This window comes from Streptomyces sp. NPDC111520 (assembly GCF_055635295.1).
Genome location: NZ_JBVKBW010000001.1, coordinates 412,410 through 437,489 on the forward strand (window position 1 = coordinate 412,410; position 25,080 = coordinate 437,489).

23 protein-coding genes, 3 tRNA genes and 1 pseudogene are annotated in these 25,080 nt (G+C 73.8%); 11 read left to right on the plus strand and 16 right to left on the minus strand.

What is annotated here, in order from left to right; translation table 11 throughout:
• Window positions 1-83 precede the first annotated feature (83 nt).
• Complete coding sequence (locus ACZ7MY_RS01930; RefSeq protein ID WP_499598768.1) at window positions 84-743, plus strand: YoaK family protein; 660 nt, start codon at window positions 84-86, stop codon at window positions 741-743.
• A 20-nt stretch (window positions 744-763) separates the two neighbouring features.
• On the opposite strand, the gene ACZ7MY_RS01935 is transcribed toward ACZ7MY_RS01930, so the two are convergent.
• Complete coding sequence (locus ACZ7MY_RS01935; protein ID WP_499598769.1) at window positions 764-2,017, minus strand: cytochrome P450 family protein; 1,254 nt, start codon at window positions 2,015-2,017, stop codon at window positions 764-766.
• Between the two features lie 97 nt (window positions 2,018-2,114).
• Between ACZ7MY_RS01935 and ACZ7MY_RS01940 the strand changes: the two are divergent.
• A pseudogene (locus ACZ7MY_RS01940) lies at window positions 2,115-2,728 on the plus strand (histidinol-phosphatase); the annotation flags it as partial.
• A 343-nt stretch (window positions 2,729-3,071) separates the two neighbouring features.
• Window positions 3,072-3,332 carry a hypothetical protein gene (locus ACZ7MY_RS01945; RefSeq protein ID WP_499598770.1) on the plus strand — a complete coding sequence of 87 codons (261 nt, stop codon included), beginning with the start codon at window positions 3,072-3,074 and terminating at the stop codon, window positions 3,330-3,332.
• A gap of 11 nt (window positions 3,333-3,343) precedes the next feature.
• On the opposite strand, the gene ACZ7MY_RS01950 is transcribed toward ACZ7MY_RS01945, so the two are convergent.
• The 3 genes from ACZ7MY_RS01950 to ACZ7MY_RS01960 form a co-directional block, all read right to left on the minus strand.
• On the minus strand, window positions 3,344-4,258 hold the full coding sequence (locus ACZ7MY_RS01950) for an NmrA family NAD(P)-binding protein (protein WP_499598772.1): 915 nt from the start codon (window positions 4,256-4,258) through the stop codon (window positions 3,344-3,346).
• Window positions 4,259-4,279: 21 nt separating this feature from the next.
• Window positions 4,280-4,660 (minus strand): hypothetical protein, encoded by a 381-nt coding sequence (locus ACZ7MY_RS01955; RefSeq protein ID WP_499598774.1) that lies wholly within the window; start codon window positions 4,658-4,660, stop codon window positions 4,280-4,282.
• 235 nt (window positions 4,661-4,895) lie between these two features.
• Complete coding sequence (locus tag ACZ7MY_RS01960; protein WP_499598775.1) at window positions 4,896-6,209, minus strand: alginate lyase family protein; 1,314 nt, start codon at window positions 6,207-6,209, stop codon at window positions 4,896-4,898.
• 232 nt (window positions 6,210-6,441) lie between these two features.
• Here ACZ7MY_RS01960 and ACZ7MY_RS01965 point away from each other — a divergent pair, with 232 nt between their 5' ends.
• Window positions 6,442-7,686 (plus strand): glycoside hydrolase family 88 protein, encoded by a 1,245-nt coding sequence (locus ACZ7MY_RS01965; RefSeq protein ID WP_499598777.1) that lies wholly within the window; start codon window positions 6,442-6,444, stop codon window positions 7,684-7,686.
• Window positions 7,687-7,793: 107 nt separating this feature from the next.
• Here the strand turns inward: ACZ7MY_RS01965 and ACZ7MY_RS01970 are convergent, their stop codons facing one another.
• Entirely contained in the window at window positions 7,794-8,036 is a 243-nt protein-coding gene (locus tag ACZ7MY_RS01970) for a GntR family transcriptional regulator (RefSeq protein ID WP_499598779.1), read from the minus strand.
• Window positions 8,037-8,176: 140 nt separating this feature from the next.
• On the opposite strand from ACZ7MY_RS01970, the gene ACZ7MY_RS01975 reads away from it, so the two are divergent.
• Together ACZ7MY_RS01975 and ACZ7MY_RS01980 are read left to right on the plus strand one after the other, a co-directional pair.
• On the plus strand, window positions 8,177-8,383 hold the full coding sequence (locus ACZ7MY_RS01975; protein WP_499598781.1) for a hypothetical protein: 207 nt from the start codon (window positions 8,177-8,179) through the stop codon (window positions 8,381-8,383).
• The gene (locus ACZ7MY_RS01980) at window positions 8,380-8,559 is read left to right on the plus strand and encodes a hypothetical protein (protein ID WP_499598783.1); all 180 of its coding nucleotides are present in this window, start codon (window positions 8,380-8,382) and stop codon (window positions 8,557-8,559) included. The genes ACZ7MY_RS01975 and ACZ7MY_RS01980 overlap by 4 nt, the downstream gene beginning before the upstream one ends.
• A 171-nt stretch (window positions 8,560-8,730) precedes the next feature.
• Here ACZ7MY_RS01980 and ACZ7MY_RS01985 read toward each other — a convergent pair.
• The 3 genes from ACZ7MY_RS01985 to ACZ7MY_RS01995 form a co-directional block, all read right to left on the minus strand.
• Window positions 8,731-8,807, minus strand: a tRNA-Ile gene (locus ACZ7MY_RS01985).
• A gap of 168 nt (window positions 8,808-8,975) precedes the next feature.
• Window positions 8,976-9,048, minus strand: a tRNA-Asn gene (locus ACZ7MY_RS01990).
• Between the two features lie 14 nt (window positions 9,049-9,062).
• A tRNA-Asn gene (locus tag ACZ7MY_RS01995) sits at window positions 9,063-9,135 on the minus strand.
• Window positions 9,136-9,312: 177 nt separating this feature from the next.
• Between ACZ7MY_RS01995 and ACZ7MY_RS02000 the strand changes: the two genes are divergently transcribed.
• The 4 genes from ACZ7MY_RS02000 to ACZ7MY_RS02015 all read left to right on the plus strand — a co-directional run bounded on the left by ACZ7MY_RS02000 (window position 9,313) and on the right by ACZ7MY_RS02015 (window position 14,923).
• Window positions 9,313-9,612: a YtxH domain-containing protein gene (locus ACZ7MY_RS02000; protein WP_499598784.1), complete on the plus strand. Its 300-nt coding sequence runs from the start codon at window positions 9,313-9,315 to the stop codon at window positions 9,610-9,612.
• Window positions 9,613-9,698: 86 nt separating this feature from the next.
• Window positions 9,699-11,153 carry an FGGY family carbohydrate kinase gene (locus ACZ7MY_RS02005; RefSeq protein ID WP_499598786.1) on the plus strand — a complete coding sequence of 485 codons (1,455 nt, stop codon included), beginning with the start codon at window positions 9,699-9,701 and terminating at the stop codon, window positions 11,151-11,153.
• Window positions 11,154-11,222: 69 nt separating this feature from the next.
• Entirely contained in the window at window positions 11,223-12,971 is a 1,749-nt protein-coding gene (locus tag ACZ7MY_RS02010; RefSeq protein WP_499598787.1) for an ABC transporter ATP-binding protein, read from the plus strand.
• Window positions 12,968-14,923: an ABC transporter ATP-binding protein gene (locus tag ACZ7MY_RS02015; protein WP_499598788.1), complete on the plus strand. Its 1,956-nt coding sequence runs from the start codon at window positions 12,968-12,970 to the stop codon at window positions 14,921-14,923. The genes ACZ7MY_RS02010 and ACZ7MY_RS02015 overlap by 4 nt, the downstream gene beginning before the upstream one ends.
• A gap of 59 nt (window positions 14,924-14,982) precedes the next feature.
• On the opposite strand, the gene ACZ7MY_RS02020 is transcribed toward ACZ7MY_RS02015, so the two are convergent.
• From ACZ7MY_RS02020 to ACZ7MY_RS02050, 7 genes are all read right to left on the minus strand, one after another.
• Entirely contained in the window at window positions 14,983-16,293 is a 1,311-nt protein-coding gene (locus tag ACZ7MY_RS02020) for an RNA polymerase sigma factor (RefSeq protein ID WP_499598790.1), read from the minus strand.
• Window positions 16,294-16,425: 132 nt separating this feature from the next.
• Entirely contained in the window at window positions 16,426-18,336 is a 1,911-nt protein-coding gene (dnaG, locus tag ACZ7MY_RS02025; RefSeq protein WP_499598792.1) for a DNA primase, read from the minus strand.
• 31 nt (window positions 18,337-18,367) lie between these two features.
• A complete protein-coding gene (locus tag ACZ7MY_RS02030) occupies window positions 18,368-18,817 on the minus strand; it encodes a GNAT family N-acetyltransferase (protein WP_499598794.1) in 450 nt (149 codons plus the stop codon).
• A gap of 30 nt (window positions 18,818-18,847) precedes the next feature.
• Window positions 18,848-20,110 (minus strand): NAD(P)/FAD-dependent oxidoreductase, encoded by a 1,263-nt coding sequence (locus ACZ7MY_RS02035; protein ID WP_499598796.1) that lies wholly within the window; start codon window positions 20,108-20,110, stop codon window positions 18,848-18,850.
• A 174-nt stretch (window positions 20,111-20,284) separates the two neighbouring features.
• On the minus strand, window positions 20,285-21,592 hold the full coding sequence (locus ACZ7MY_RS02040; protein ID WP_499598797.1) for a deoxyguanosinetriphosphate triphosphohydrolase: 1,308 nt from the start codon (window positions 21,590-21,592) through the stop codon (window positions 20,285-20,287).
• Between the two features lie 36 nt (window positions 21,593-21,628).
• The gene (locus ACZ7MY_RS02045) at window positions 21,629-22,507 is read right to left on the minus strand and encodes a sirohydrochlorin chelatase (RefSeq protein WP_499598798.1); all 879 of its coding nucleotides are present in this window, start codon (window positions 22,505-22,507) and stop codon (window positions 21,629-21,631) included.
• A 108-nt stretch (window positions 22,508-22,615) separates the two neighbouring features.
• Window positions 22,616-23,038: a gamma-glutamylcyclotransferase family protein gene (locus ACZ7MY_RS02050; protein ID WP_499598799.1), complete on the minus strand. Its 423-nt coding sequence runs from the start codon at window positions 23,036-23,038 to the stop codon at window positions 22,616-22,618.
• A gap of 95 nt (window positions 23,039-23,133) precedes the next feature.
• Here ACZ7MY_RS02050 and ACZ7MY_RS02055 point away from each other — a divergent pair, with 95 nt between their 5' ends.
• On the plus strand, window positions 23,134-23,808 hold the full coding sequence (locus ACZ7MY_RS02055; protein ID WP_499599340.1) for a SanA/YdcF family protein: 675 nt from the start codon (window positions 23,134-23,136) through the stop codon (window positions 23,806-23,808).
• A gap of 72 nt (window positions 23,809-23,880) precedes the next feature.
• On the opposite strand, the gene ACZ7MY_RS02060 is transcribed toward ACZ7MY_RS02055, so the two are convergent.
• Window positions 23,881-24,471: a TetR/AcrR family transcriptional regulator gene (locus ACZ7MY_RS02060; protein ID WP_499598800.1), complete on the minus strand. Its 591-nt coding sequence runs from the start codon at window positions 24,469-24,471 to the stop codon at window positions 23,881-23,883.
• Window positions 24,472-25,080 lie beyond the last annotated feature (609 nt).

Consider the following 25,080-nt stretch of genomic DNA (forward strand, 5'->3'; position numbering starts at 1 on the left):
GACACGCACAAGTCTGCTCCGGGCCCCGGTCCGGTGCATCCTGACCAGGAGCGGCACCGAACCCGTGCGGAAGGCGGCTGGACATGAGCGGTGGCCCGGAAGGGGAAGGGCGGCGCCTGCTGACCGTGCTGCTGCTGGTGCTCACCGTGCTCAGCGGGCTGGTCGACGCCGTGAGCATCCTCAGCCTGGGCCACGTCTTCGTGGCGAACATGACGGGCAACCTGGTCTTCGTCAGCCTGGGCCTGGCCGGGGCACCCGGGTTCTCCGTCGTCACCTCGCTGGTGGCGCTCGGCGGCTTCGCCGTCGGCATCCTCTTCTGCCGGGCGGCGCTGTACCGGCTGGGCCGGCCGGTCGCGCTGATGAGCGCGGCCGCCCTGTGCGAGACCGCGCTGCTCGCCTCGGCCACGGCGCTGCACGCGCTGGACGGGCCGCGGCGGGTGCTCGTGGTGGTCTGCGCGGTGGCGTTGGGCGTGCAGAACGCCATGGCGGGACGCGTCGGCATCGCGGGGCTGACCACGACCGTGATGACCCGCACCCTGGTCGGGCTGCTGGGCGACACCGGCGCCGCGGCGCACGACCGGCGGGTGGCCGTGCGCCAGGCGCTGAGCGTCGCCGCCCTGGTGGTCGGCGCGCTCACCGGGGGCCTGATGGTGCTCCTGGTCTCACCGCCCGCCGCGCTCGGCGCTGCCACCGGGTGCGCGCTGGTGGTGGCGGGGGCGGCCACCGTCGCCGCCCGCCGGTGACCCCGGCCCCGTACCGCGGGTCAGAAGCGGACCGGGAGGGCGATCAGGCCCCGGGTGCGCAGGGAGGGGCGCCACCGCAGCTCCGCGGGGTCCGCGTCGAGGGCGAGCCCGGGGAACCTGGCCAGCAGTTCGGTGAGCGCGATCTCGGTCTCCAGACGGGCCAGGGGCGCGCCGAGGCAGTAGTGGATGCCGTGCCCGAGGCCGAGGTGCGCGGTGTCGGTGCGGTCGAGGTCGAGCAGGTCGGGCTCGGCGAAACGGGCGGGGTCGCGGTTGGCCGCGGCCAGTGACAGCAGCACCGTCTCGCCCGCGGGGATCGTGACGCCGCCGAGGCGTACGTCCTCCAGCGGGAAGCGCCGGATGGCCAGCGGCGCCGGCCCGTCCCAGCGGGTCAGCTCCTCGACCGCCGCCGCGGTCCTGCCCGGCTCGGCCCGCAGGGCCGCCAGCTGTGCGGGGTGCGTCAGCAGCGCCAGGACGGCGTTGCCGATGAGCTGCACGGTGTTCTCGTACCCGGCGAACAGGACGAGGAAGGTCAGCGACATCAGCTCGTCCTCGCTGAGCCGGTCGCCGTCGTCGCGGGCCGCGATCATCGCCGAGAGCAGGTCGTCCTCGGGGTGCGCGCGCTTGCGCGCGATGAGCTGCGCGAAGTACCCGAGCATCGCGGCGACCGCCTCCTTCGCCGCGGCGGGGCGCGACGGGTCCGGCGCCACCAGGGCGTCCGTCCAGCCCCGGAAGTCGCGGCGGTCGCCGGGGGCGACGCCCAACAGGTCGCAGATCACGCGGATCGGCAGCGGCGCGGCGTAGGCGGCGATCAGCTCCGCGCGGCCCTCGGGTGCGACGGCGTCCAGGAGCTCGACGGCGGTCCGGCGGACGGGCTCGCGCAGGTCCGCGACGCGGCGCGGGGTGAACGCCTGCGCGACCAGGCGCCGGATGCGGGTGTGGTCGGGCGGGTCCATGTTCAGCAGGTTGGCGTCGAGCGCGGGCGGCAGCGCGAACCCGGAGTAGTTGCCGGGCAGGGCGTTGCGCTTGTCCAGGGACAGCAGCGGGTCGCCGAGCGCCTGGCGCACGTCCTCGTACCGGGTGACCACCCAGGCGGGACGTCCGTCGGTGCCGGTGACGCGATGGACGGGACCGGCCTCGCGGAGCCTGCCGTACGCCCCGTAGGGGTCGGCGATCAGCTCGGCGGGGCCGACGGGAGCCTGCCCGGGCGGCGTTGTGTCCGGAACGGCGTCCGGAACGGCGTCCGGCACGGCGTTCGGCGAAGTGGAGGAGGCCATGTCCCCACCTTAAGAGGCGGCTCGTGGCGCTTCGTCCGCCCCTGCGGCCGCCTCGACGGGCCCCTGACCGAGCGCCGCGGAAAGGAGAGCGGCGGCGGTCTACGGCGGCGGCCTCAGCCTGACCGACGGCGACTTCTGGCCCGGCCAGTACAGCCGCACCCACGTCGGGGCGGACGGCTTCTCGTACCGCGCGGTCATGGACGGCATCTGCGAGGGCCGCGTCTGGGTCGACCACGGCGGGCTGATCAGCGGTCTCGACGCGGGGCTGCGCTCCGGCGGGCGCGAGGAGACGCTCGGCGGCATGCTGCGGGTGCGCCGCGGCGACAAGGTCGACCTCGTCGTCGACATCGACCTGGCGAACGGCCCCAACCGGGCCCAGTTCGTGCCGAATCCGGCCCGCGTGGACGTGATCCGCGGCGCGGTCACCGGCCGGGTCTCCGACAAGGACACCTTCGCCACCCCGGACACCAGGGTCGTGAAGTCCTTCGAGGTCGACCGCTCGACGGGCGCGGTGCGGCTGACGTACTCCCTGGGTCGCGTCGACAAGCCGCTCTACGTCCGCCTGCGCGGTACGGACGGCAACCGCGGCGCGGTCGGCATCAACGGTGCCGCGGTGGACCCGGCGGGTCCGCGATCGACGTCCTGGGCGACGCCGGCCCCTGGAAGGATTTGTGGTTCTGCTCCAACCCGGTCGGGGTGCTGCCCGCGTGACGACGGCCCCCACGGTCCTCGGCGTCGACGCCGGTTCCCCGGGCCTGAGGGAGGCCGACCACCTGGTCCACCACCCGGTGGACCGGCTCGGCCTCCCCGCCGGCACCATCGCGTGCAGGCACCTGGTACGCGACGGTGATCCGCACACGGCGGTCTCGCCGGCGACGGCGGATCACGCCGTCGCGGAGGCGGCATGGCGCCTGCTCACGGAGGCGGAGAGGACAGGCGCGGACGGGACCGGCGCCGGGGAGGGCCCCGGCCGGCCTCGGCGTCTTCCTGGCCGGCCGCAGCCACGGCCCGGCCGCCCTGGCCGAGGCCGCGGGCACGCACCGCGGGCCGGGCGGTGGTGTACCCGGGTGTCGACGGCCTCACGGGCACGGTCACCGTGGCCGAACTGCTGGACCGCACCCCGATCACCCGGCTCGTCGTGCTCGGCTCCCCCACGGACGAGCGGCCCGCGCCGTCCGCGGAGATCCTCACCAGCGGACACGTCCGCCCCGAGTGGCGCGCGGGTGAGCTGGTCCTGCCGCTGGTCCCCGCGGTCGGCGGACGGCTCGCCCCGTTCGAGGTGCCCAACCCGACGCCCTGCTGCGCGGACCACTGACGGCGGCGGCGTCAGCCGAACACCTCGGGGTGCTCCCGGACCAGCTCCGCGACGCCGTGGGCCGGTCTGCCCAGGATCCGCGCGATGTCGTCGGTGGCGCGGTCGTAGCGGTTCGCCGCGTGCAGGCGGGCCATGGTGGCGATGTGCTGCCGCACGTGGTCGGGAAGCCCCAGGGCGTCCAGTTCCGGGAGCCACTCCTCGTACGGCACGTCGACGTAGCCGACCTTCCGGCCCAGCACCTCGGTGAACTCGGCCGCGATCGCGGTCATGTCGCGGGACTCCGCACCGGTCAGCTCGTGGACCCGGCCGACGTGCTGCGCCGGGTCCGTCAGCACCGCCGTGACCACCTCGGCCACGTCACGGGCCGCGACGGGTGAGGTCCGCCCGTCGCCGAAGGGCAGCCGGATCGTGCCGTCCCGGGTGATCGAGCGGAAGCCGAGCCCGAGGAAGAGCGGGTTCTCCATGAAGACCGTCGGCCGGATGTGGCACACCGGCACCCCGGACCAGTTCATGACCTGCTCGGCCAGCCACTGCTGCCACTGCTGCTTCGACTCGGTCGTACTGGTGAGGTCCATCTGGGAGACCGTCATCTGCGACATGTTCACGAGCACGTCCAGACCCCCGTGGGCGCGGGCCACGGCCGCCGTCGTCGCGGCGGCCTGCAGGTACTGCGCCGACACGCCCATCCCGAAGTACATCCGGCCGCACCCCTCCGCGGCCCGCGCGACGTCCGCTGTCCGGGTCAGGTCGCCGGCGGACACCTCGGCCCCGGTGGCCCGCAGCCGCTCCGCCCGCTCGTCCTCCCGGTGGACGAAGGCGCGGACGGGGAAGCCGCGTTCCCTCAGCAACTCGACGGTCGTGCGACCGACCCCTCCCACACTGCCGGCCGCGCCGGTCACGAGGATCATCGGGCCCTCGGGCGACATCGGACCGCTCCGCCGGGGCCGTCAGGACTGCGACGTCACACAGGACTGCGGCGCGCCGCCCGCCGTCAGGCAGGAGACGACCGGCCCGAGCGCCGCCGTCAACTGGTCGGCCGTCATCCCGGGATGCGCCTGCAGCCACTGCGTCGCGAGGGCGGCGAAGGCCTGCACATGGGGATCGGCCGCGATGTCCGGGTGCGCCTGCAGGAAGGACTGCAGGGCCTCCTGGACGTCCGCCGTGGACCACTCCGAGACGTCCGGCGCGCAGTGCGAGGCGGAACCGCCCTGCCCGTCCTGACCGTGGCAGCCGTCCTCGGCGACGGCCGTGCCGGCACCGCCGAGGGCCAGGGCCCCCGCCGCGAGCGCGGCGGCCGTGGCGGTGGCGAGCTTCTTCGTGAGAGCCATGGGGTCCACCTCGGGGGTCGGGTGGTTCGGATCTGCCGGTGCCGGCGCTCCCGAGGCACCGGGCACACGACGGTGCCTGCGAGGGAGCGCGGATCACCGGCCCCCTGGAGAGGGGCGGGATAGCCGGGGCCCGGGGCACCGCATCACGGTGCCGGGCCGTCATCGACAGACCCAGCACATCACAGTCACCCGGATGGCGCATCCGGAGGACCTCCGGGCCCCGGCCGGTCCCCGTTCAGCCCGTGATGCCGTCCAGTTGCTCCGGGGCGGGCCGCAGCGTCCACAGGTCGCCGCCCGGGGGCGCCTCCAGGTCCGCGAGCGCCGCGCGCGCCCGCCGGTCGCCGTGGTCGGCGGCGGCGTGCACCAGGTCGGAGGCGGCGTAGGCGTGAAAGTCCAGCTCCGGGTGGGGCCACGGTTCGGCGCCGGTGGCGGCCGGCAGCAGGAAGCCGACGGCCTGCCGCAGTGACGCGCCGCCCGGGCCGGTGCGCTGCCACAGGTCGACGCCGACGTGCTCGCCGACGGCGGCCAGCCGGGTGAAGGCCACCAGGTTGAAGGTGGAGTAGTGCCAGCTGCGGGTGCGCGCGAGCTCCTGCGGCTGGGCGCCGTCAGAGGCGATCTGAGGGTCGATCAACCCGGTTCCCGCGTCGCTGACGGTCCGCCGGGCGAGCGCGGTGCGGCCGGTGGCGGCGGCGAGCGCGGCGACCTGCATGTGGTGGAAGGTGCCGTGGTTGTTGGCGGCGGCGCCCTCCTGCCGGCCGAAGTCGCTGTCCAGCAGCCAGTCGAGGAAGCCGTCCTCCCAGGCCCGCATGCCCTCGCGGTCGCCCGCCGACCAGCCGGGGGCGCCCAGGTCCAGGACGGCGGTGGCGTCGAGGAGGCTGGTGAAGCCCTGGGAGAAGTCGATGATGCCGATCGCCCGTCCGTCGTAACGGCAGGGGATCGCCTGGGCGTTGCCCAGGTTCGGGTTCATCCGCGTCGCCGGGTCGACGAACCAGGTGCGCAGGATGCGGGCCGCGTGCTCCGCGTACGCGCGCCGGCCGGTGTAATACCAGGCCAGGGAGAGTTCGTAGGCCGACTCGAAGACCTTGCCCCGTTCGTCGTGGTCGGTGAGTTCGTCGACCTCGGGGTTGCGCTCCCCGTCGCGCTGCACGTACGGGCAACCCTGCGGGTTGTCCGGGGTCCTGGGCGCGCCGGGCCACCAGTAGGGGGCCTGGCTGAAGTAGTCGTGCGGGTCGCCGCTGGGCGGGACGCGGTCCTTGTCGACGACCGTCCACGGACCCTGCCCCAGCCACGCGTCGGCCTGGCCGACGAGGTCCCGCAGGGCGCGGCGGGCCCGCGGGTCACCGTCCCGGAGCCGGGCCTTCGCCCGTACGAGGTCCTGCCCGTCGAGGACGACCGTCCGCGGCGCCGCGGTGGGCCCGCCGGCCGCGCCGTGGTGACCGTCCGGCCGGGCCGCGGCGGGCGCGGCGCAGACCAGCGGGACGAGGAGGGCCGCGAGGACGGCGGCGACGCCTGCGCGGCGGCGCCGGGACCGGCCTGAGGGGGTGCGCATGTCTCTTCTCCTTGCGTCTGTGTACATGAACAGAGCACAACTCCATGAACGCGCCACCGGAACCTAGGGCGGCACCGGAAGGGCGTCAAGAGCGCCCCTCCGGCCAAAGTGGCCGACTCGGTGTTCATGTACAGGAACTGACACCACGTAGGTGTACAGGCATGTCACAGGCATGCCACGCTGACCCGTGGCCTCCTCGTGAACCGCCCCCCACTCCGAAGGGCTGGCACCCATGGGCATCTCCCGGCGTCACCTGCTGACCTCCGCCGCCGGCGCCGCCGCGGCGACCACCGCGCTCACACCCCCGGCACAGGCCGCGGCCGGCACGTCGGCCGCCCACGCCGACGACCCGGCCGCGACGCTCCGCGCACTACGGGAGGCGGCGGACTACGCCGTGGCGAAGCTGCGCGCCGTCGCACCCGGCGTGACCTCGTTCCCCGTCATCACGAAGTTCGAGAAGTGGACCTACTCCGCGGGCGGCGACTGGGTCGGCGGCTTCTGGCCCGGCACGCTGTGGATGGCGTGGCTGCACAGCGGCGACGCGCAGTTCCGCTCCCTCGCCCTCGCCGCCGCCGACCGGCTCGCCCCCCGGCGCACCGACACCGGCACGCACGACCTCGGCTTCCTCTTCTACCCGTCCTGGGTGACCGCCTGGCGGCTCACCGGCGACCCCAAGTGGCGCGACGGCGCGCTACAGGCGGCCTCCAGCCTGAGCAAGCGGTACAACACGGCGGGCCGCTTCATCCGGGCCTGGGGCGCGCTCGGCAGCGCGAACAACGCGGGCCGGGTGATCATGGACACGATGATGAACCTGGACCTGCTGGCCTTCGCCGCGCGGCAGACCGGGGACCCGGCCTACCTCGACGTCGCCGTCGCGCACGCGCGCACGACCCAGCGCCACTTCCTCCGCCCCGACGGCTCGTCCCCGCACGTCTTCGACTTCGACCCGGCCACCGGCGCCCCGCTCGGCCCGAACACCGTGCAGGGCTACAGCCCCTCCTCCTGCTGGTCCCGCGGTCAGGCCTGGGGCGTCTACGGCTTCACCACGATGTTCCGCCGGACCGGCGACCCCACCTTCCTCGCCACCGCCCGCAGGCTCGCCGACTTCTCGCTCGGCGCGCTGACGCCCGATCACGTACCGGTCTGGGACTACCTCGCCCCGCAGCAGCCGAACGACGTCAAGGACGCCTCGGCCGGCGCGGTCCTGGCCTGCGGCCTGCTCGACCTGGCCGCGGCCACCGGCACGGCGCGCTACCGCGACAGCGCCCTGCGCCTGCTCCTCGCCCTCTCCCGCACCTGCCTGACGACCCGCTCGACCCGCGCCCAGGCCGTCGTCGCCCGCTGCACCCGCAACCGCCCGGCCGAGGACGGCGTCGAGGTCTCCGTCCCCTACGCCGACTACTACCTCCTGGAGGGCATCCTCCGCGTCCTGCGCCCCGCGGACGCCGACCGCGCGATCGGCCTCTCCTCGGTCTGACGCCCCGTCCGCCGACGCCTCCCCCGCGACGCGCCCCCTGCCCGCCGGTCCCCGGCCGGGCCGGGGGCGCCTTCGCGCGGACGGGAAGGGAGTCCGAACAGCCGGGTTCAGCCCTCGTCCGGCTCCGCGACGAAGGAGCCCAGGCCGCGGACGGTGTAGATCACGCCCTCCTCGCGCAGGTTCGCCAGGACCTTCTGCGCGGTGTCGACGGCGACGCCGGTGTCGGCGACGAGCTGCTGCACCGACGGCACCCGGGACCGCGGCGGGTAGGTCCCGTCGGCGATCCGCGCTCGGATCACGTCGGCGATCTGCTCCCACTTGGGTCGGTCCTCGGCCCACTCGTCGATCATGAGTGCACCGTAGACATGCGCCCCACTCGCCCGCGATCCGCGCAATACGGTGGTGTACTACCCCGCACTAGGAGTATCGTCGGCCGCGGAAAGCCTCGCGCCCGCTGACGACGGGGCACGGCCGGCCGGAAGGGGTCGACATGGACGACGGTGTCCACCTGCGCGCACGAGGGGCGGAGGCCGCCGCGGCCCGCCTGTCCGAGCACTGCGAACTGGCGAAGCGCCCGGAGCACGAGGAGCTGCACCGCCAGTGCAGGCGACTGGACGACCACCCGCTGCCCGGGCACCCGGGCATCCTCGTCACGCCGCGCTGCCGCTGCTCCTGCCACCGGGAGGGCCCGCGATGAGCACCACCGGCGACCGGGTCACCGGCACCTGCGCGCGCTGCCGGACGTACACCGAGGACGGCGTCTCCCACCTCGTCGAGACCGGTTCGGGCCCGGGCGGCATCCTCGTCCTCTGCGCCGACGCCGAGGCGTGCGTCCGGCGCGCGCCCGCCCCGCTCCACACCGGCCCCCGCTGACCGCCGCATGTCGCCGGGCGGCCGAATGGGGTGACGGCCCGTCGGGCGGAACGGCCGGCAACTCGGCCCGGGAGCAGGCCGGCTGACGAGCGATGAAGCCCCTCCGGGTGACCCGGAGGGGCTTCGTTCGTTATCCCGCTGCAGGTCCTGAACCTGCGGGCCCACGGCCCTTGGTGGGGCGGGTGGGACTCGAACCCACGACCGACGGATTATGAGTCCGCTGCTCTAACCGGCTGAGCTACCGCCCCGTACGGCGCGCCGTCACCATCCCGTGCACGCCGTCTGCCGCAGCATAGCTGCTCATACGATCTGTCGCCCTCGCGGGTCACAGACGCACCACCTGGTGGACTGCGATCACCGTACGATCGGTTCCCGGGGGTACGAAAAAGGACCCCCGAGGGGGTCCTTGGCCGCTGCTCCCCCGACTGGACTCGAACCAGTAACCTGCCGGTTAACAGCCGGCTGCTCTGCCAATTGAGCTACAGGGGATAGAGGAGCGCGAGCTCCCCCGACTGGACTCGAACCAGTAACCTGCCGGTTAACAGCCGGCTGCTCTGCCAATTGAGCTACAGGGGATCGCTCCGCTTGCACCGAATGCACCCGTTTCCGGCATCCCGGACGGCGTGCGCTCGCTGCGACACATACATTAGCGCAAGGTGGGGGGTGCTCCGCCAACCGGTATCTCCGTGGTTGTCCGCAGGCCACGAAGGGTAGGCGCCAAGCACAGCCCCGAGACGAGGAGAGGGTGGAGCCATGCGCTACCGGCTGACGTTCATCAGCGGGGTCGCCGTCGGGTACGTGCTCGGGGCGCGGGCCGGCCGCGACCGGTACGAGCAGCTGCGCAAGGGCGCCCAGCGCATCGCGCACAACCCGGCGGTGCGGAACACCGTGGAGTCCGCGGGACAGGCGGGGCGCGGGGCGGCCGTGAAGGCCGTGGACGTGGTGACCGCCAAGGTCGGGGACCGGCTGCCGCCGGCGGTCGCGGAGCGGCTGCGCCGGGTGCGCGGCAACGGCTCGGGCGTCGAGGACGACTGGGGCACCAGCAACACCTGACGACCCGGCCGCACCGGCGGGGGTGAGGGCACGGGTCCGGGTGACCGGTTTTCCGCCGTACGTGCCGCGTGCGGCATGATGCCCGCATGGGGATTGTGGCGGGGATCGACAGCTCGGGCACCGGCACGACGGTGGTCGTGTGCGACACCGGGAGCGGGGCCGTGCTCCGTCAGACGCACGCCCCGCACCCCCTGCCGGGCGGCGAGGGCGGCGCGACGCCGACCGAGGTCGACCCCGAGGCGTGGCTGCTGTCGCTGGGCGAGGCCGCCAAGGGCGGGATGCTCGAGGGCGTGGAGGCCATCGGGGTCTCCGGGCAGCAGCACGGGATGCTGGCGCTGGACACCGGCGGGGCGCTGGTGCGGCCCGCACTGCTGTGGAACGACAAGCGGGCGCAGATCCAGGCCGCCGACCTGACCGAGGAGCTGGGCGGTCCCGGCGCCTGGGCGGAGGCGGTCGGGGCGGTGCCGCAGGCCGCGTACCCGGTGGCGAAGCTGCGCTGGCTGGCCCGGCACGAACCGGCCTCGGCGCAGCGCACCGCGCAGGTGCTGCTGCCGCACGACTGGCTGGTGTGGCAGCTCATGGGCCGCCCCCAACGACGTACGACGGACCGCGGCGACGCCTCGGGCACGGGCTACTGGTCGGCGGCGACCGGCCGGTGGCGCACGGACCTCGTGGAACTCGCGCTCGGCCATCCCGTGCAGCTGCCCGATGTGCTGGCCCCCGCCGAACCGGCCGGCCGGACCCCGGAGGGGCTGCTGATCTCGGCCGGCACCGGGGACAACATGGCGGCCGCCCTGGGCCTCGGCGTCGGCCCCGGGGACGCGGTGGTGTCGCTGGGCGCGGCGGGGACGGTCTTCGCGGTGCACCACCACGCGCTGAGCGACCCGTCCGGCATGATCACCTCCTTCGCCGACGCGACCGGCCGCCACCTGCCGGTGGTGCACACCCGCAACGCGGTACGGGTGCTGCGCGGTACGGCCGAGTTGCTCGGCACCGACCTGGCCGGGCTGTCGGAGCTGGCGATGCGCTCCACGCCGGGTTCGTACGGCCTGGTGCTGCTGCCGTACCTGGAGGGCGAGCGCACCCCGGACCTGCCGCACACCGCGGGGACGCTGCACGGGCTGCGGCGCGAGAGCATGAAGCCGGAGCACCTGGCGCGGGCGGCGTTCGAGGGGATGCTGTGCGGGCTGGCGGACGCGCTGGACGTGCTGCGGGCGCGCGGGGTGGAGGTGCGCCGGATCTTCCTGCTGGGCCCGGCGGGCGACCTGCCCGCCGTACGGTCGATGGCCCCGGCGCTGCTGGGCGCGCAGATCGTGGTGCCGCCGCCGGGCGAGTACGCGGCACTGGGCGCGGCGCGGCAGGCGGCATGGTCGCTGGGTGTGGTGAACGGCACGGCCTCGCCGGAGCAGCCCCCGTACTGGCACCCGGCGGACTACACCGTGGTGGAAGCGGGCCCGGACGACGGGCCGGTCGGGCACTCGGTGCGGCAGCAGTACGTCGCGGTGCGTGAGCAGACGCATCCGGGGGCCTTCCCGGGTTGATCACGGGGTCGGCCATGAGCCGGTAAACCGAGTGCCTGCGGCAACCATCGGACTATAGGGTCATCCGTCGTGCTGATCCGTCTCCTCCGGTCCCATCTCCTGCCCTACCGGCGCGCCGTCTCCGTGCTCGTCGTACTGCAGCTCGTGGCGACCCTCGCCATGCTCTACCTCCCCACCCTGAACGCCGACATCATCGACGAAGGCGTCGTGAAGGGGGACACCGGCTACATCCTCCGCATCGGCGGCGTCATGCTCGCCGTGACCCTCGTCCAGCTCGCCTGCTCGGTGGGCGCCACCTACCACGGGGCCCGCACCTCGATGGCCGTCGGCCGGGACATCCGCGCCTCGGTCTTCGACCGGGTGCAGCGCTTCTCCTCGCGCGAGGTCGGGCAGTTCGGCGCCCCCTCGCTGATCACCCGGACGACCAACGACGTCCAGCAGGTCCAGATGCTGGTGCTGATGACCTTCACGCTGATGGTCTCGGCGCCGATCATGTGCTTCGGCGGCATCATCATGGCGCTCGGCCAGGACGTGCCGCTGTCCTCGCTGCTGCTGGCGGTGGTGCCGGTGCTGGGCGTGCTGGTGCTGCTGCTGGTGCGCACGCTGCGTCCGCTGTTCCGGTCCATGCAGGAGCGGCTGGACACGGTGAACCGGGTGCTGCGCGAGCAGATCACCGGCATCCGGGTCATCCGCGCCTTCGTCAAGGACGACTTCGAGCAGAACCGCTTCCGCAAGGCCAACGACGACCTCACCGACGTCGCGCTGCGCGCCGGGCGGACGATGACGCTGATGTTCCCGGTCGCGATGGCCGTCGTGAACATCACGAGCGTGGCCGTGCTGTGGTTCGGCGCCCACCGGATCGACAGCGGCGGCATGCAGATCGGCGCGCTGACGGCGTTCATCAGCTACCTGATGCAGATCCTGATGTCGATCATGATGGCCACCTTCATGGTGATGATGGTGCCGCGCGCCGAGGTCTGCGCCGAGCGCATCGAGGAGGTGCTGGGCACCGACCCGAGCGTCGTCCCGCCCGCGGAGCCGGTGCGGCTGCCGTCCCGGCGCGGCGAGCTGGAACTGCGGGCCGCGGACTTCGCGTACCCGGGCGCCGAGGCCGAGGTGCTGCGGGGCGTCGACCTGATCGCCCGGCCCGGCGAGACCACGGCGGTGATCGGCTCCACCGGCAGCGGCAAGACGACCCTGCTGGGGCTGGTGCCGCGGCTGTTCGACGCCACCGGCGGCCAGGTGCTGATCGACGGCACCGACGTCCGTGAACTGGACCCGGTGCACCTGGCCGAGACGGTCGCCCTGGTCCCGCAGAAGCCGTACCTGTTCTCCGGGACGGTCGCCTCCAACCTGCGCTACGGCAACCCCGAGGCCACCGACGAGGAACTCTGGCACGCCCTGGAGATCGCGCAGGCCAAGGACTTCGTGGAACGGCTCGCGGAGGAGGACGGCCGCTCCGGGCTCGACGCCCCGATCGCCCAGGGCGGCACCAACGTCTCCGGCGGCCAGCGCCAGCGCCTCGCCATCGCGCGGGCCCTGGTCCGCAAGCCCGTCGTCTACCTCTTCGACGACTCCTTCTCCGCGCTGGACTACGCCACCGACGCCGCGCTGCGCCGGGCACTGGCCCGGGAGACGGCGGAAGCGACGGTCGTGATTGTCGCGCAGCGGGTCAGCACCATCCGCGACGCGGACCGGATCGTGGTCCTCGACGAGGGCCGCGTGGTGGGCACCGGCACGCACCACGAACTGATGGACGGCAATCCCACGTACCGGGAGATCGTGCTCTCCCAGCTCACCGAGCAGGAGGCGGCATGAGCGTCCCCGCGCCCCGCAGGGGGCCCGCACCCGCGGCGGGACCGATGCGGTTCATGAGCGGCCAGCCCACCGAGCGGTCCATGGACTTCAAGGGCTCCGGGAAGCGGCTGCTGGGGCTGATGCGTCCGGAACGCGCCCTGGTCGTCGCCATGCTGGCCTGCACGACGCTGGGGGTGGCCCTCAACGTCATCGGCCCGCGGATCCTGGGCAAGGCCACCGACCTGATCTTCGCCGGGGTCCTGGGCCGTTCGCTGCCCGCCGGCACCGACAAGGCGGGGGCCATCGAGCACCTGCGGCAGCAGGGCAACGACACCCTCGCCGACCTGCTGCAGTCCGCCGACTTCACCCCCGGCGCCGGGATCGACTTCGACGCCGTGGGCCACGTCCTGCTGACCGCCCTCGCGATCTACGTGGTGGCCGCGGTCTTCGCGATCGTCCAGGGCCGGCTGGCGACCACGGTCATCCAGCGCACGGTGTTCCGGCTGCGCCAGGACGTCGAGGCGAAACTGGCCCGGCTGCCGTTGTCGTACTTCGACCGGCAGGCACGCGGCGAGGTGCTGAGCCGGGCCACCAACGACATCGACAACATCGGCCAGACGCTGCAGCAGACGATGGGCCAGATCATCTTCGCGCTGCTGTCGATCGTGGGCGTGCTGGTGATGATGTTCTCGATCTCCTGGCTGCTGGCGCTGGTGGCGCTGGTGACCGTGCCACTGTCGGTGTTCGTCGCCACGGCGGTCGGCAAGCGGGCCCAGCCGCAGTTCGTGCAGCAGTGGCGGACCACGGGCAAGCTCAACGCCCACATCGAGGAGATGTACACCGGGCACACCCTGGTGAAGGTCTTCGGCCGCCAGGAGGAGTCCGCGGAGGCCTTCCGCGAGCAGAACGAGGCGCTCTACCGGTCGGGTTTCCGGGCGCAGTTCATCTCGGGCGTCATCCAGCCCGCGATGATGTTCATCGGGAACGTCAACTACATCCTGGTCGCCGTCGTGGGCGGTCTGCGGGTGGCGAGCGGCGCGCTGTCCATCGGCGACGTCCAGGCCTTCATCCAGTACAGCCGGCAGTTCAGCCAGCCGCTGACCCAGGTGGCCAGCATGTCCAACCTGGTGCAGTCCGGGGTCGCCTCCGCCGAGCGGGTCTTCGAGCTGCTCGACGCGGAGGAGCAGAGCCCTGAGCCGAAGTCGCTCGGGCTGCGCAAGGAGCAGCGCGGCGAGGTCCGCTTCGAGGACGTGGCGTTCCGCTACGAGCCGGAGAAGCCGCTCATCGAGGACCTGTCGCTGACCGTCGAACCGGGCCACACGGTGGCCATCGTCGGCCCCACGGGCGCGGGCAAGACCACCCTGGTCAACCTGCTCATGCGCTTCTACGAGGTCACCGGCGGGCGGATCACCCTCGACGGGACGGACATCGCGTCCGTCCCGCGCGAGGAACTGCGCTCCGGCATCGGCATGGTGCTGCAGGACACCTGGCTGTTCGGCGGCACCATCGCGGAGAACATCGCGTACGGCACCGAGGGAGCCGGCCGCGAGCAGATCGAGGAGGCCGCGCGCGCCGCGCACGCGGACCGCTTCATCCGCACCCTCCCGGACGGGTACGACACCGTCATCGACGACGAGGGCACGGGCGTCAGCGCCGGCGAGAAGCAGCTGATCACCATCGCGCGGGCGTTCCTGTCCGACCCGGTGATCCTCGTCCTCGACGAGGCCACCAGCTCGGTCGACACCCGCACCGAGGTGCTGATCCAGCGGGCCATGGCGCAGCTCAGCCACGGGCGGACCAGCTTCGTCATCGCGCACCGGCTGTCCACGATCCGCGACGCGGACGTCATCCTGGTGATGGAGAGCGGCGACATCGTCGAACAGGGCACCCACGAGGAGCTGCTGGCCAAGGACGGTGCCTACGCCCGGCTGTACGCGGCGCAGTTCGCGCAGGCGGTGGCGGAGGTCGACTGACCGTCCGCGCGCCCTGACGGGAGCCCCCGCCGGCCCGGCCGGCGGGGGCTCGCGCGTCCTCAGTCCAGGTAGCCGCGCAGCTGGTCGGCGAAGGCGTGGTCGCGCAGCTTGTTGAGGGTCTTGGACTCGATCTGCCGGATGCGCTCGCGGGTGACGCCGAAGATCCGGCCGATCTCCTCCAGGGTGCGTGGGCGGCCGTCGACCAGGCCGTAGCGCAGCTGGACGACCTTGCGCTCGCGCTCGCCGAGGGTGGACAGCACCGCCTCCAGGTGCTCGCGCAGCAGCAGGAAGGAGGCGGACTCCACGGGCGAGGCGGCGTCGCCGTCCTCGATGAGGTCACCGAGGGCGACGTCCTCCTCCTCGCCCACCGGGGCGTGCAGGCTCACCGGTTCCTGCGCCAGGCGCAGCACCTCGCTCACCCGCTCCGGGGGGATCTCCAGGTGGGCGCCGACCTCCTCGGTGCTGGGCTCGTAGCCGCGTTCCTGCAGCAGGCGGCGCTGGACGCGGACGACGCGGTTGATCAGCTCCACGACGTGGACCGGGACCCGGATGGTGCGGGCCTGGTCGGCCAGGGCGCGGCTCATGGCCTGGCGGATCCACCAGGTCGCGTAGGTGGAGAACTTGTAGCCGCGGGCGTAGTCGAACTTCTCCACGGCGCGGATCAGCCCGAGGTTGCCCTCCTGCACCAGGTCGAGCATGGTCAGGCCGCGGCCCACGTACCGCTTGGCGACGGAGACGACCAGGCGCAGGTTGGCCTCGATCAGGCGGCGCTTGGCCATCCGGCCGAGGACGACCAGCCGGTCGAGGTCGACGGCCAGCCGCGAGTCGGGGTCCAGGGTGCTGTTCAGCTTCTCCTCGGCGAAGAGGCCGGCCTCGACCCGGCGGGCGAGCTCGACCTCCTCCTCGGCGGTGAGCAGGGGTATCCGGCCGATCTCGCGCAGGTACTGGCGGAACAGGTCGGCGGACGGGCCGGAGACCTCCTCGGCGGAACGCCGTCGTACCGGGCCGGGGTCGGGATCGGACCCGGGGTCCGGGTCGGAGCCCGCCTCGGCCGCGGCCTCGGCCCGGGCCTGCGCCTGCGCCTCCGCCTCGTCGGGTTCGCCGGCCGGTTCCTCGGGGTGCACGGCGGCGTGGTTCTGCTCCGGCACGCGCTCCAGCAGGTCGTCGGCCGGGGCCGCCGGGGGCGTCAGGGTCTGGATGTGCACGGGAGCGACCTCCACGGTGAGCGCAGCCACGGACTCGGAGACGCGCACCGGCGGAACGGTCGCGACGCCCTCGCCGCGGCCCGTCCGTGAGTTCGCCGTCAGCGGTACTCCGGTGGTGTCACCGTCGACACCGCTCGGCAGTCCGCGCTCCGAGGACTCTTGCACCGCCCCCAGTGTGGCGTACGGCACACCGTGCCCACGAGGGTCGTGCGCCGCTTTTTTGTGACGGAGGGCAACCCCCTCGTCACGCCCGCGTCCCCGTCCGTTCCGGGGCCGGACGGCCGTCCGCGCCCCGGTTCACAGGGCGGCGGCGCCCTGGACGCGCAGCCGCTGGCCGTACTGCTGGAGCGCCCACAACTCGCCCTGGACGGCGGAGAGCTGGGCCTCGTCCGCGCGGGGGCCGAGCCGGGCGAGGGAGGCCCGGACCTCGGCGACGCGGCGGTCCACCGCGAGCAGGCGGACCCGGACCAGGACCTCGCCGGCGTAGATGTCGGGGGTCTTGTGCATCACGGCCTCGACAGCGAGTTCCGTCACCATGCTGCGGACCGTGTCGTCCGGCGCGACGTCCCGCACGCGGGCCAGGTAGCCGTCGTCCGCGGACTCCGCGCCGCCCGCCTCGGCGATGGCACGGCGCACGGCGGTGTAGGGCGGGGCGGTGAACTCGTCCTCCCCGTAGGCGTCGAAGGCCGGGGAGACCAGCCCCGGGTGCTGCAGGGCCAGCTTGAGCAGTTCGCGCTCGACCCGGTGCGCCGGGCTGCGCAGGTCCAGCCGGGGACCGCGCGGCGCGGCGGGTCCCGCGGGGGCCGCCTGCTGCGCCTGCGGCGGGCCGCCGCGGCTGCCGCCGGGGCCCGGCGGGCCGCCGGACTGGCGGCGTTCGCGCTGCCAGCGGGCGAGTTGGCCCACCCGGCGCACGACGAACTGGGTGTCGAGGATGCCCAGCATGCCGGCGAGCTGCACGGCGTACTCGTGCTGGATCGCGGAGTTCTTGATGCCGGCGACGATGGGCGCGCCCGCCTCCAGCGCGGAGGCCCGGCCCTCGGCGGTCTCCAGGTTGTAGCGCGCCACCGCCGACCGCAGCGCGAACGCGAACAGCGGCGTACGGGAGTCGACCAGCCGCTCCACGGCCGCGTCGCCCTCGGCCAAACGCAGGTCGCACGGGTCCATGCCGCCGGGGGTGATGGCGATGGAGGTCTCGGCGGCGAACTTCTGGTCGTCCTCGAAGGCGCGCAGGGCGGCCTTCTGACCGGCCTCGTCGCCGTCGAAGGTGAAGACGACCTCGGCGTTGGAGTTGTCCATCAGCAGCCGGCGGAGGATCTTGATGTGATCGCCGCCGAAGGCGGTGCCACAGGTCGCGATGGCCGTGGTGACACCCGCCAGGTGGCACGCCATGACGTCGGTGTAGCCCTCGACGACGACGGCCCGGCTGCTGCGCGCGATCTCCTTCTTGGCCAGGTCGATGCCGTACAGCACCTGCGACTTCTTGTAGATCGGCGTCTCGGGGGTGTTGAGGTACTTCGGGCCCTGGTCGTCCTCGCGCAGCTTGCGCGCGCCGAAGCCGATGACCTCGCCGGTGATGTCCCGGATCGGCCAGATCAGCCGGCCGCGGAAGCGGTCGATGGCGCCGCCGCGGCGGCTCTCGCTGGCCAGCCCGGAGACGATCAGCTCGCGGTCGGTGAAGCCCTTGCCGCGCAGGAAGCGGACGAGGTGGTCCCAGCCCGCCGGGGCGTAGCCGACGCCGAAGTGCTCGGCGGCGGCCTGGTCGAAGCCGCGCTCGGCGAGGAACTTCCGGCCGATCTCGGCCTCGGCGCCGCCCAGCTGCTCGACGTAGAACTGCGCGGCCGCCTTGTGCGCCTCGATCAGCCGGATCCGCTCGCCCTGCTGGCGGCCCGGGGTGTAGCCGCCCTCCTCGTACCGCAGGGTGATGCCCGCCACGGCGGCCAGCCGCTCGACGGCCTCGGAGAAGGACAGGTGGTCGACCTTCATCACGAAGTCGAGGGTGTCGCCGCCCTCCTGGCAGCCGAAGCAGTGGTAGAGCCCCTTGCTCGGGCTCACGTGGAAGGACGGGGACTTCTCGTCGTGGAAGGGGCACAGGCCCTTCAGGTTGCCGCCGCCCGCGTTCCTGAGCTGCAGGTACTCGGAGACGACGGCGTCGATCGGGACCGCGTCCCGCACCGCCTTGACGTCCTCGTCCCTGATCCGCCCAGCCACGGAAGGATTCTACGGCGCGGTCCGCGGAAGGTCAGACCGGCTTGGCGACGAAGAGGTAGTGCGGCCCGGCCGGCTCCAGGACGAACTCCTCCCCCACCGCCGTGAAGCCCTGCCCCTCCCAGAAGCCGCGGGCCGAGGTGCGGCCGTTGCACCACACCAGCTCGGCCCCGCGCTCCCGGGCCTGCTCCAGCGCGGCGTGCAGCAGCGCCGCCCCGTAACCGCGGCCGCGGACCTCGGGGGCGCTCGCCATGCCGCGGATCCGGTACGCGACCGCGAGGTCGCCGGGCAGCCGCTCCGGGAAGAGCGTGACGCACGCCACGGCCTCGTCGCCGCCGTAGCCGCCGTAGGCCGCCATGTGGAAGGCGAGCGGGTGCCCGTCCTCCAGGAAGATCGCCGACTCCCGCGGGAGCCCCGGCCGCAGGACCCTCCAGCGCAGATCGAATATCTCCTCGACGGGTACGACGGCGGTCCTGGGCTCCATGGCAGCCATGCTAGGCGGTCGCCCTCGCGGTCACTCCAGGAGGGAGGCCAGCGGCACCGTGGGGTCGGCCAGCGCGTCGGTGTCGACCCGGCGGCCGGAACGGATCAGCTTCTGGACGGTGTCCGTCACGTCCCACACGTTGACGTTCATCCCGGCCAGCACCCGGCCCTCGCGCAGCCAGAAGGCGATGAACTGCCGCTTGCCCATGTCGCCCCGGGCCAGCACCTGGTCGTAGGTACCGGGGGCGGCGTGCCCGGAGAACTCCATGCCCAGGTCGTACTGGTCGGTGAAGAAGTACGGGACCCGGTCGTAGACGACGTCCCTGCCGAGCATGGCACGCGCCGCCACCGGCCCGCTGTTGAGCGCGTTCGCCCAGTGCTCGACCCGCAACCGGCCGCCCAGCAGTGGGTGTTCGGCGTTGGCGACGTCACCGGCGGCGAAGACGTCGGGGTCGGAGGTGCGCAGCGAGGCGTCCACGGCGATGCCGCCGCCGGCGGACCGTTCGGCGAGGGCGAGCCCGGCGGCCTCGGCGAGCGCGGTGCGCGGGGCGGCGCCGATCGCGGCGAGCACGTGGTGGGCGGGGTGCTCCTCGCCGTCGTCGGTGAGCACCGACATCACCATGCCGTCCTGGCCGGTGATCTCGGTCAGCCGCGCGCCGAAGTGGAAGCGCACCCCGTGCTCGCGGTGCAGGTCCGCGAAGACCTCGCCGAGTTCGGGGCCGAGGACGGAGTGCAGCGGGCACGGCTGCGGCTCGACGACCGTCACCTCGACCCCGTAGCCGCGGGCGGCCGCCGCCACCTCCAGGCCGATCCAGCCCGCCCCGGCGATGACCAGGTGGCCGTTCTCGCGGCCGAGCGAGGTCAGCACGTTCTTCAGCCGCTCGGCGTGCGCGAGGCGGCGCAGGTGGTGCACCCCGGCCAGGTCGGTGCCGGGGATGTCCAGCCGGCGCGGCTCGGCGCCGGTGGTCAGCAGCAGCCTGTCGTACGGGATGGAGGTGCCGTCGCCCAGGGTGATCCGCCGGGCATCCCGGTCCAGGCCGGTGACCGGCTGGCCCAGGTGGAGTTCGACGTCGTGCTCGGCGTACCAGGCGGCGGGATGGACGAAGACCGAGTCGCGCTCCTCGTTGCCCAGCAGGAAGCCCTTGGAGAGCGCGGGTCGTTCGTAGGGGTGGTCGCGTTCGTCCCCGATCAGTATCACGCGGCCGGTGAAACCCTCGGAGCGCAGCGTCTCCGCCGCTTTCGCCCCCGCGAGCCCCGCCCCGACGATGACGAATGTGTGGTCTGCGTCCACCACTGTGCGCCTCCCTGGTGTCCTCGGGTGCCCGGCGGCCCTCCCTCTGGCAATTGCCAGTCATGTGAGCGTCCCGCACGGCAGGGCCGACGTGAAGAGCGCCGCGCCGACCGGGAACGGGGGCGGCGCGGCGCGCGGGGGCGGTCGGGGGCTCGGCGGGGGGCTCGGCGAGGGGGCTCAGCGGGGGGCGGTGAGCCGGGCGTGCAGGGCGGTGGCCGCGGCGTCGGTGAGCGAGGCGATCTGGTCGACGACGGCCCGCTGCCGGGCCCGGTCGTCCTTGGCCGCGTCGAAGATGCCGCGGAACTGCGGGTCCAGCCCCTCCGGCGCCCGGGCCAGCAGGGCCTCGGCGAGTTCCCCGATGACCACCCGCTGCTGGGCGCGCCGCCGCTCCTGCGCCTCGCGCTGCATGACGTACCGGTCGGCGACCGCCTTCAGCACGGCGCACTCCAGCCGCTGGTCGCGCGGGACGACCAGCTGCGCGCGGTGCCGGGTGAGCCGGCCGGTGCCGTAGGCGTCCCGGGTGGCGCGCTCGGCGGCCAGGCAGAAACGGCCGATCAGCTGCGAGGTGGCGTCCTTGAGCCGGGCCTGGGCGATGGCGGAGCCGTCGTAGCCGTGCGGCCACCACTCCATGTCCAGCAGCCGGTCCAGCGCCTCGGCGAGCTCGTCCACGGCCGCGCCGGGGGCGTAGCGGGCCGCGGCGACGGCGAAGATCTCGCGGCGCTCGGGCTCGGCGAGCAGCACCGCCGGGTCCAGGTGGCCGGCGTGCAGCCCGTCCTCGACGTCGTGGACGGAGTACGCCACGTCGTCGGCCCAGTCCATGACCTGCGCCTCGAAGCACTGCCCGAGCGGGCGGCCGGCGGGGGCCGTGCGGCGCAGCCACTCGAAGACCGGCAGGTCGTCCTCGTACACGCCGAACTTCGGGCTGGCGGGGTCGGTGGGGTGCCCGCCGCGGGGCCACGGGTACTTCGTCGCCGCGTCCAGCGCCGCCCGGGTCAGGTTGAGACCCACGCTGACCAGGGCGCCGTCCTCGGCGTGGGCGAAACGCTTCGGCTCCAGCCGGGTCAGGATGCGCAGGCTCTGGGCGTTGCCCTCGAAGCCGCCGCAGCCGGCCGCCACCTCGGCGAGCACCATCTCGCCGTTGTGGCCGAAGGGCGGATGGCCGATGTCGTGGGCCAGGCAGGCGGTCTCGACCAGGTCCGGGTCGCAACCGAGGGCCGCCCCGAGCTCCCGGCCGACCTGGGCGCACTCCAGGCTGTGCGTCAGACGCGTCCGCGGGCTGCTGTTGATCGCCCGGGCGTCGTCGACCGGGTCCACCACCTGCGTCTTCCCGGCCAGCCTGCGCAGCCCCGCGGAGTGCAGCATGCGGGCCCGGTCCCGCTGGAACGAGGTGCGGCCGGGCCGCTTGTCGGGCTCGGGTACGTAGCGTTCGGTGTCGGCTTCGCTGTAGGGGGCGTGGTCGGCCGCCGCGGGGTGGTTCGCGTCCATACCGCGACGGTAGCGGTCACGACCGGGTACCGGCGGCTACGCCGTGGCCCGCTGCGCCGCGGCGGCGCCCCCGGCCGCGCCGGCCCGCGCCCGGTCGTAGCGGTGCAGCACCAGCTCCGCCATCGCCGGATGCGCGCCGAGCGGGGCGGCGGCGATGCCCGGGGCCGCGGCGGACGTCGCCGTGGCGAAGCGGCCCGGCGCGGCGAAGCAGGACGCCAGCGCGACCCGGTCCCGGCCGTCGGCCGCCAGCCGCCGTACCGCGGCCGCGACGTCCGGCCCCCCGGACGCGTACGCGGGCACCACCGGGACGGTCCCGCCCAGCCGGGCCCGCAGCAGGGCCGCCGTCGCCTCGGTGTCCCTGGCGGAATCCGGGTCCCGGGACCCGGCGGCGGCCAGCACCACCCCGGCGCGCCGGGCGGCCCACGGGGAGCCCGGACGCCAGCCCGCCTCGGCCAGGCGGCCGTGCAGCGCCTCCGCGAGCAGCGGATGCGGCCCTAGCGGCGCCGCGACGCGCCCCCGCAGGTGCGGGGCACGCGCCAGCGCCTCGGGGACGTCCCGCTTGGCGTGGTGGCCGCGGGTCAGCATCAGCGGCACCAGGACCACCTCGCCGCGCAGCGCCGCCAGCACCCCGTCCAGCGGCGGCTCGTCGATCTCGATGTGCCCCAGCCGCACGCACAGGCCCGGGCGCAGCTCCCGTATCCGGTGCAGCAGGGCGTGCGCGGTGCGCAGCGCCCGCGGGTCCCGGCTGCCGTGCGCGACGACCACCAGGACCGGGGGCCGCGGCGGCGCGGCACGCAGCGTCACCCGGGACAGCCGGCTGCTGAGCTGTTCGGTGATCCGGGACATGAGCTGCGCCGTGCTGTCGAAGTGGTCCGCTCCTGGCGCGCCCTGCGGCGCGGGTTCCTCGGCCGTCATGGACCGAGTGTCGCCGGGCGGCGTTGCCGGGCCGTTGCACCGGCGTGACGACCGGTTTCCGCCGCATCACAGCCCGCGCGCCCCGCTGTGAGGGGCGGCGGGCGCCGGTCAGCGGCGCTTCCAGTCGCCCCCGTCGATGGGGCGGCCCTTCTCGCGCAGCTCCCGCTCGTGGTCCGGGGCCGCCAGGTACACCCAGGCGGGCAGCGTCTGCCCGGAGTAGGTGCGCACGTCGCGCACGACGCGCTCGTACAGGTTCCCGGACGCGCCCGGGCTGTACTCCTCCAGGCGGTCGAGGTCCGCGAGCACCTCCTGGTACAGGTCCTCGACCGGATGGATCACGTCACCGTGCACACGCCCGCGCTCGTCGGCCACGGCGTACGGGTAGCCCGGGCCGTCGAAGAGCAGCGCGCCGTGCAGCACCGCGGGCGTCTCGGACGTCGTCCGGCCGCGCAGCAGCCAGGAGTGGTTGATCTCGCCGGGCCGCAGGGTCCCGTACACGAAGAACGGGAGGCGGGAATGGTCGTCACGCATCATCATCATGGAACCGCAGGGAGGTGCGGGACGTCGACTCGGACGTGGAAGCAAGTGGAAACCGGAAGGCCCCCGGGGCGCGTGCGAAGGCCGTCCTGTCGCGGCTGCGGCGGCTCGCGCGTCCGCCCCGGTCCCGGCGGGGGCGGCGGCGCCTGCTGTGGGCCGCCGTGGCCCTGGGCGTGCTCGCGCTGCTGCCCGCGACGTGGCTCCAGGTCACGGCGGGCGACCGGGTCCGTACGGTGGCGGACGCCCCCGCGGAGCCCGTCGCCGTCGTCTTCGGCGCGGGCCTGTGGAACGGCGAGCCCTCCCCGTACCTGGCGCACCGCCTCGACGCGGCCGCCGAACTGTGGACGGCGGGCAAGGTGCGGGCGGTCCTCGTCACGGGCGACAACAGCCGCACCGACTACGACGAGCCCACCGCGATGCGGGACTACCTGGCGGCGCACGGGGTGCCCCGCGACAAGGTCGTGCTCGACTACGCCGGATTCGACACGTGGGACTCCTGCACCCGGGCCCGGCGCGTCTTCGGCGTCGACCGGGCGCTGCTGGTGAGCCAGGGCTTCCACATACGGCGGGCGCTGGCGTTGTGCGGGGCCGCCGGGATCGAGGCGTACGGGATCGGGGTCGACGAGCGGCACGACGCGACCTGGTACTACGGGGGCACCCGTGAGGTCGCGGGAGCGGTGAAGGCCGCCTTCGACGCGGCGTTCACCCCGGACCCGCGTTTCCTCGGGCCCCGTGAGGGGGGCGTCCAGCGCGCCCTGGGGTGACCCGGGGTCCGTGGTCGCGGTGCGTCGTCGTGTGCGGGTCCGTCGCGCCCGCCGCGGGCCCGTTCCCCGCGTTCAGCCCGCAGCGACGACCAGGCCGACGCCCTGCACCAGGGTGCGCGCCGCGGACCCGGAGTCGCCGAGGTAACCCGCGACCATCGCTCCGTCGCGCAGGGCGACCACCAGGTCGGCGGACCGCCGGGGGTCCGCGACGCCCATGGTCGCGAGGGTGTCCTCCAGCACGTGGCGGAACCACTCGCGGTGCCTCAGTACGACCTGGTGGATCGGGCACTTCCGATCCGGGTACTCCGCGGCCGCGTTGATGAAGGGGCACCCCCGGAACCCCGGACCGCAGATCTCCTCGCCGATGCTGTGCGCGACGACGTCGAGCAAGGCCGCGCCGCCCCCCGTCTTCTCCGCCGCCAGGGCCACCCGGGCCCGGATGTCCTGATCGGTGGCGTCCAGGTAGCCGCGCACCAGGTCGTCCTTGCCCTCGAAGTGCCGGTAGAAGGTGCCGCGCGCGATGTCGGCCTCGGCCATCACCCGGTCCACGCCGACAGCGCGAATCCCTTCGGTGTAGAAGAGCCTGCTCGCCGTGGTCAGCAGCCGCTCCCGGGCCGCCGACTTGCGGCCGGTCGTGGCAGGCCCGCTCTTCGTCTCGGTCATGGGGACATTATATAGAACGTTCCTTCCACAATCTGGGGGCGATGGTCAGCGCCTGGGCCGGGGGCATGACGGCGGGCCCGCCGCGCGACCGCCCGCAATGCCCCGAAGTGCCGTCCGGCATTCCCGCCGGGAGGGGGCCACGGAAAGGATGTGGGGCCAATATGCGGGCCGGCGGTACCGGCCGTTCTACGGCAGGAGGGCGGGAAATACCCCCGGGAGACCGACGGCTTTCCCCGCCGGAATGGAAGCGGGACGCCGGCGGGCCGGCGAGGCGCCTTTTCCGATCCCCGCGTCACGCGCGTTCCGGAATCCCCCGCGCCGTCGCGCCCCTGCCGCCGGACGGGCGTCTGACGGCCGCCCACCTGCGTGGGACCCGCGGGGTGAGGCGGGTTCCCGTCGACGGAACCCGCGCCCGAACGGCATACTACTCCCCGCGGACGCTCGCCGGATTCCGGCTTTCACCCAGTGAAAGAATTTTCTCCCGCGTTTTTCGGACGTGTCGAAGGATTGCGTGGAAATACGGCTCGGCAACATGATGCCGAAGGTTCGCGCGGTAGCATGAAGCTCCCCTTGTCAATGAATTCGAAGAATGCCCGCCCGAATGCAACC

Excerpts from the sequence above, each read along its gene's own strand:
- ACZ7MY_RS01930 (WP_499598768.1), top strand. The coding sequence starts at position 84 with ATGAGCGGTGGCCCGGAAGGGGAAGGGCGGCGCCTGCTGACCGTGCTG.
- ACZ7MY_RS01935 (WP_499598769.1), bottom strand. The coding sequence starts at position 2,017 with ATGGCCTCCTCCACTTCGCCGAACGCCGTGCCGGACGCCGTTCCGGAC.
- ACZ7MY_RS01950 (WP_499598772.1), bottom strand. The coding sequence starts at position 4,258 with ATGTCGCCCGAGGGCCCGATGATCCTCGTGACCGGCGCGGCCGGCAGT.
- ACZ7MY_RS01955 (WP_499598774.1), bottom strand. The coding sequence starts at position 4,660 with ATGGCTCTCACGAAGAAGCTCGCCACCGCCACGGCCGCCGCGCTCGCG.
- ACZ7MY_RS01960 (WP_499598775.1), bottom strand. The coding sequence starts at position 6,209 with ATGCGCACCCCCTCAGGCCGGTCCCGGCGCCGCCGCGCAGGCGTCGCC.
- ACZ7MY_RS01965 (WP_499598777.1), top strand. The coding sequence starts at position 6,442 with ATGGGCATCTCCCGGCGTCACCTGCTGACCTCCGCCGCCGGCGCCGCC.
- ACZ7MY_RS01970 (WP_499598779.1), bottom strand. The coding sequence starts at position 8,036 with ATGATCGACGAGTGGGCCGAGGACCGACCCAAGTGGGAGCAGATCGCC.
- ACZ7MY_RS01975 (WP_499598781.1), top strand. The coding sequence starts at position 8,177 with ATGGACGACGGTGTCCACCTGCGCGCACGAGGGGCGGAGGCCGCCGCG.
- ACZ7MY_RS01980 (WP_499598783.1), top strand. The coding sequence starts at position 8,380 with ATGAGCACCACCGGCGACCGGGTCACCGGCACCTGCGCGCGCTGCCGG.
- ACZ7MY_RS02000 (WP_499598784.1), top strand. The coding sequence starts at position 9,313 with ATGCGCTACCGGCTGACGTTCATCAGCGGGGTCGCCGTCGGGTACGTG.
- ACZ7MY_RS02005 (WP_499598786.1), top strand. The coding sequence starts at position 9,699 with ATGGGGATTGTGGCGGGGATCGACAGCTCGGGCACCGGCACGACGGTG.
- ACZ7MY_RS02015 (WP_499598788.1), top strand. The coding sequence starts at position 12,968 with ATGAGCGTCCCCGCGCCCCGCAGGGGGCCCGCACCCGCGGCGGGACCG.
- ACZ7MY_RS02030 (WP_499598794.1), bottom strand. The coding sequence starts at position 18,817 with ATGGAGCCCAGGACCGCCGTCGTACCCGTCGAGGAGATATTCGATCTG.
- ACZ7MY_RS02040 (WP_499598797.1), bottom strand. The coding sequence starts at position 21,592 with ATGGACGCGAACCACCCCGCGGCGGCCGACCACGCCCCCTACAGCGAA.
- ACZ7MY_RS02045 (WP_499598798.1), bottom strand. The coding sequence starts at position 22,507 with ATGACGGCCGAGGAACCCGCGCCGCAGGGCGCGCCAGGAGCGGACCAC.
- ACZ7MY_RS02050 (WP_499598799.1), bottom strand. The coding sequence starts at position 23,038 with ATGCGTGACGACCATTCCCGCCTCCCGTTCTTCGTGTACGGGACCCTG.
- ACZ7MY_RS02060 (WP_499598800.1), bottom strand. The coding sequence starts at position 24,471 with ATGACCGAGACGAAGAGCGGGCCTGCCACGACCGGCCGCAAGTCGGCG.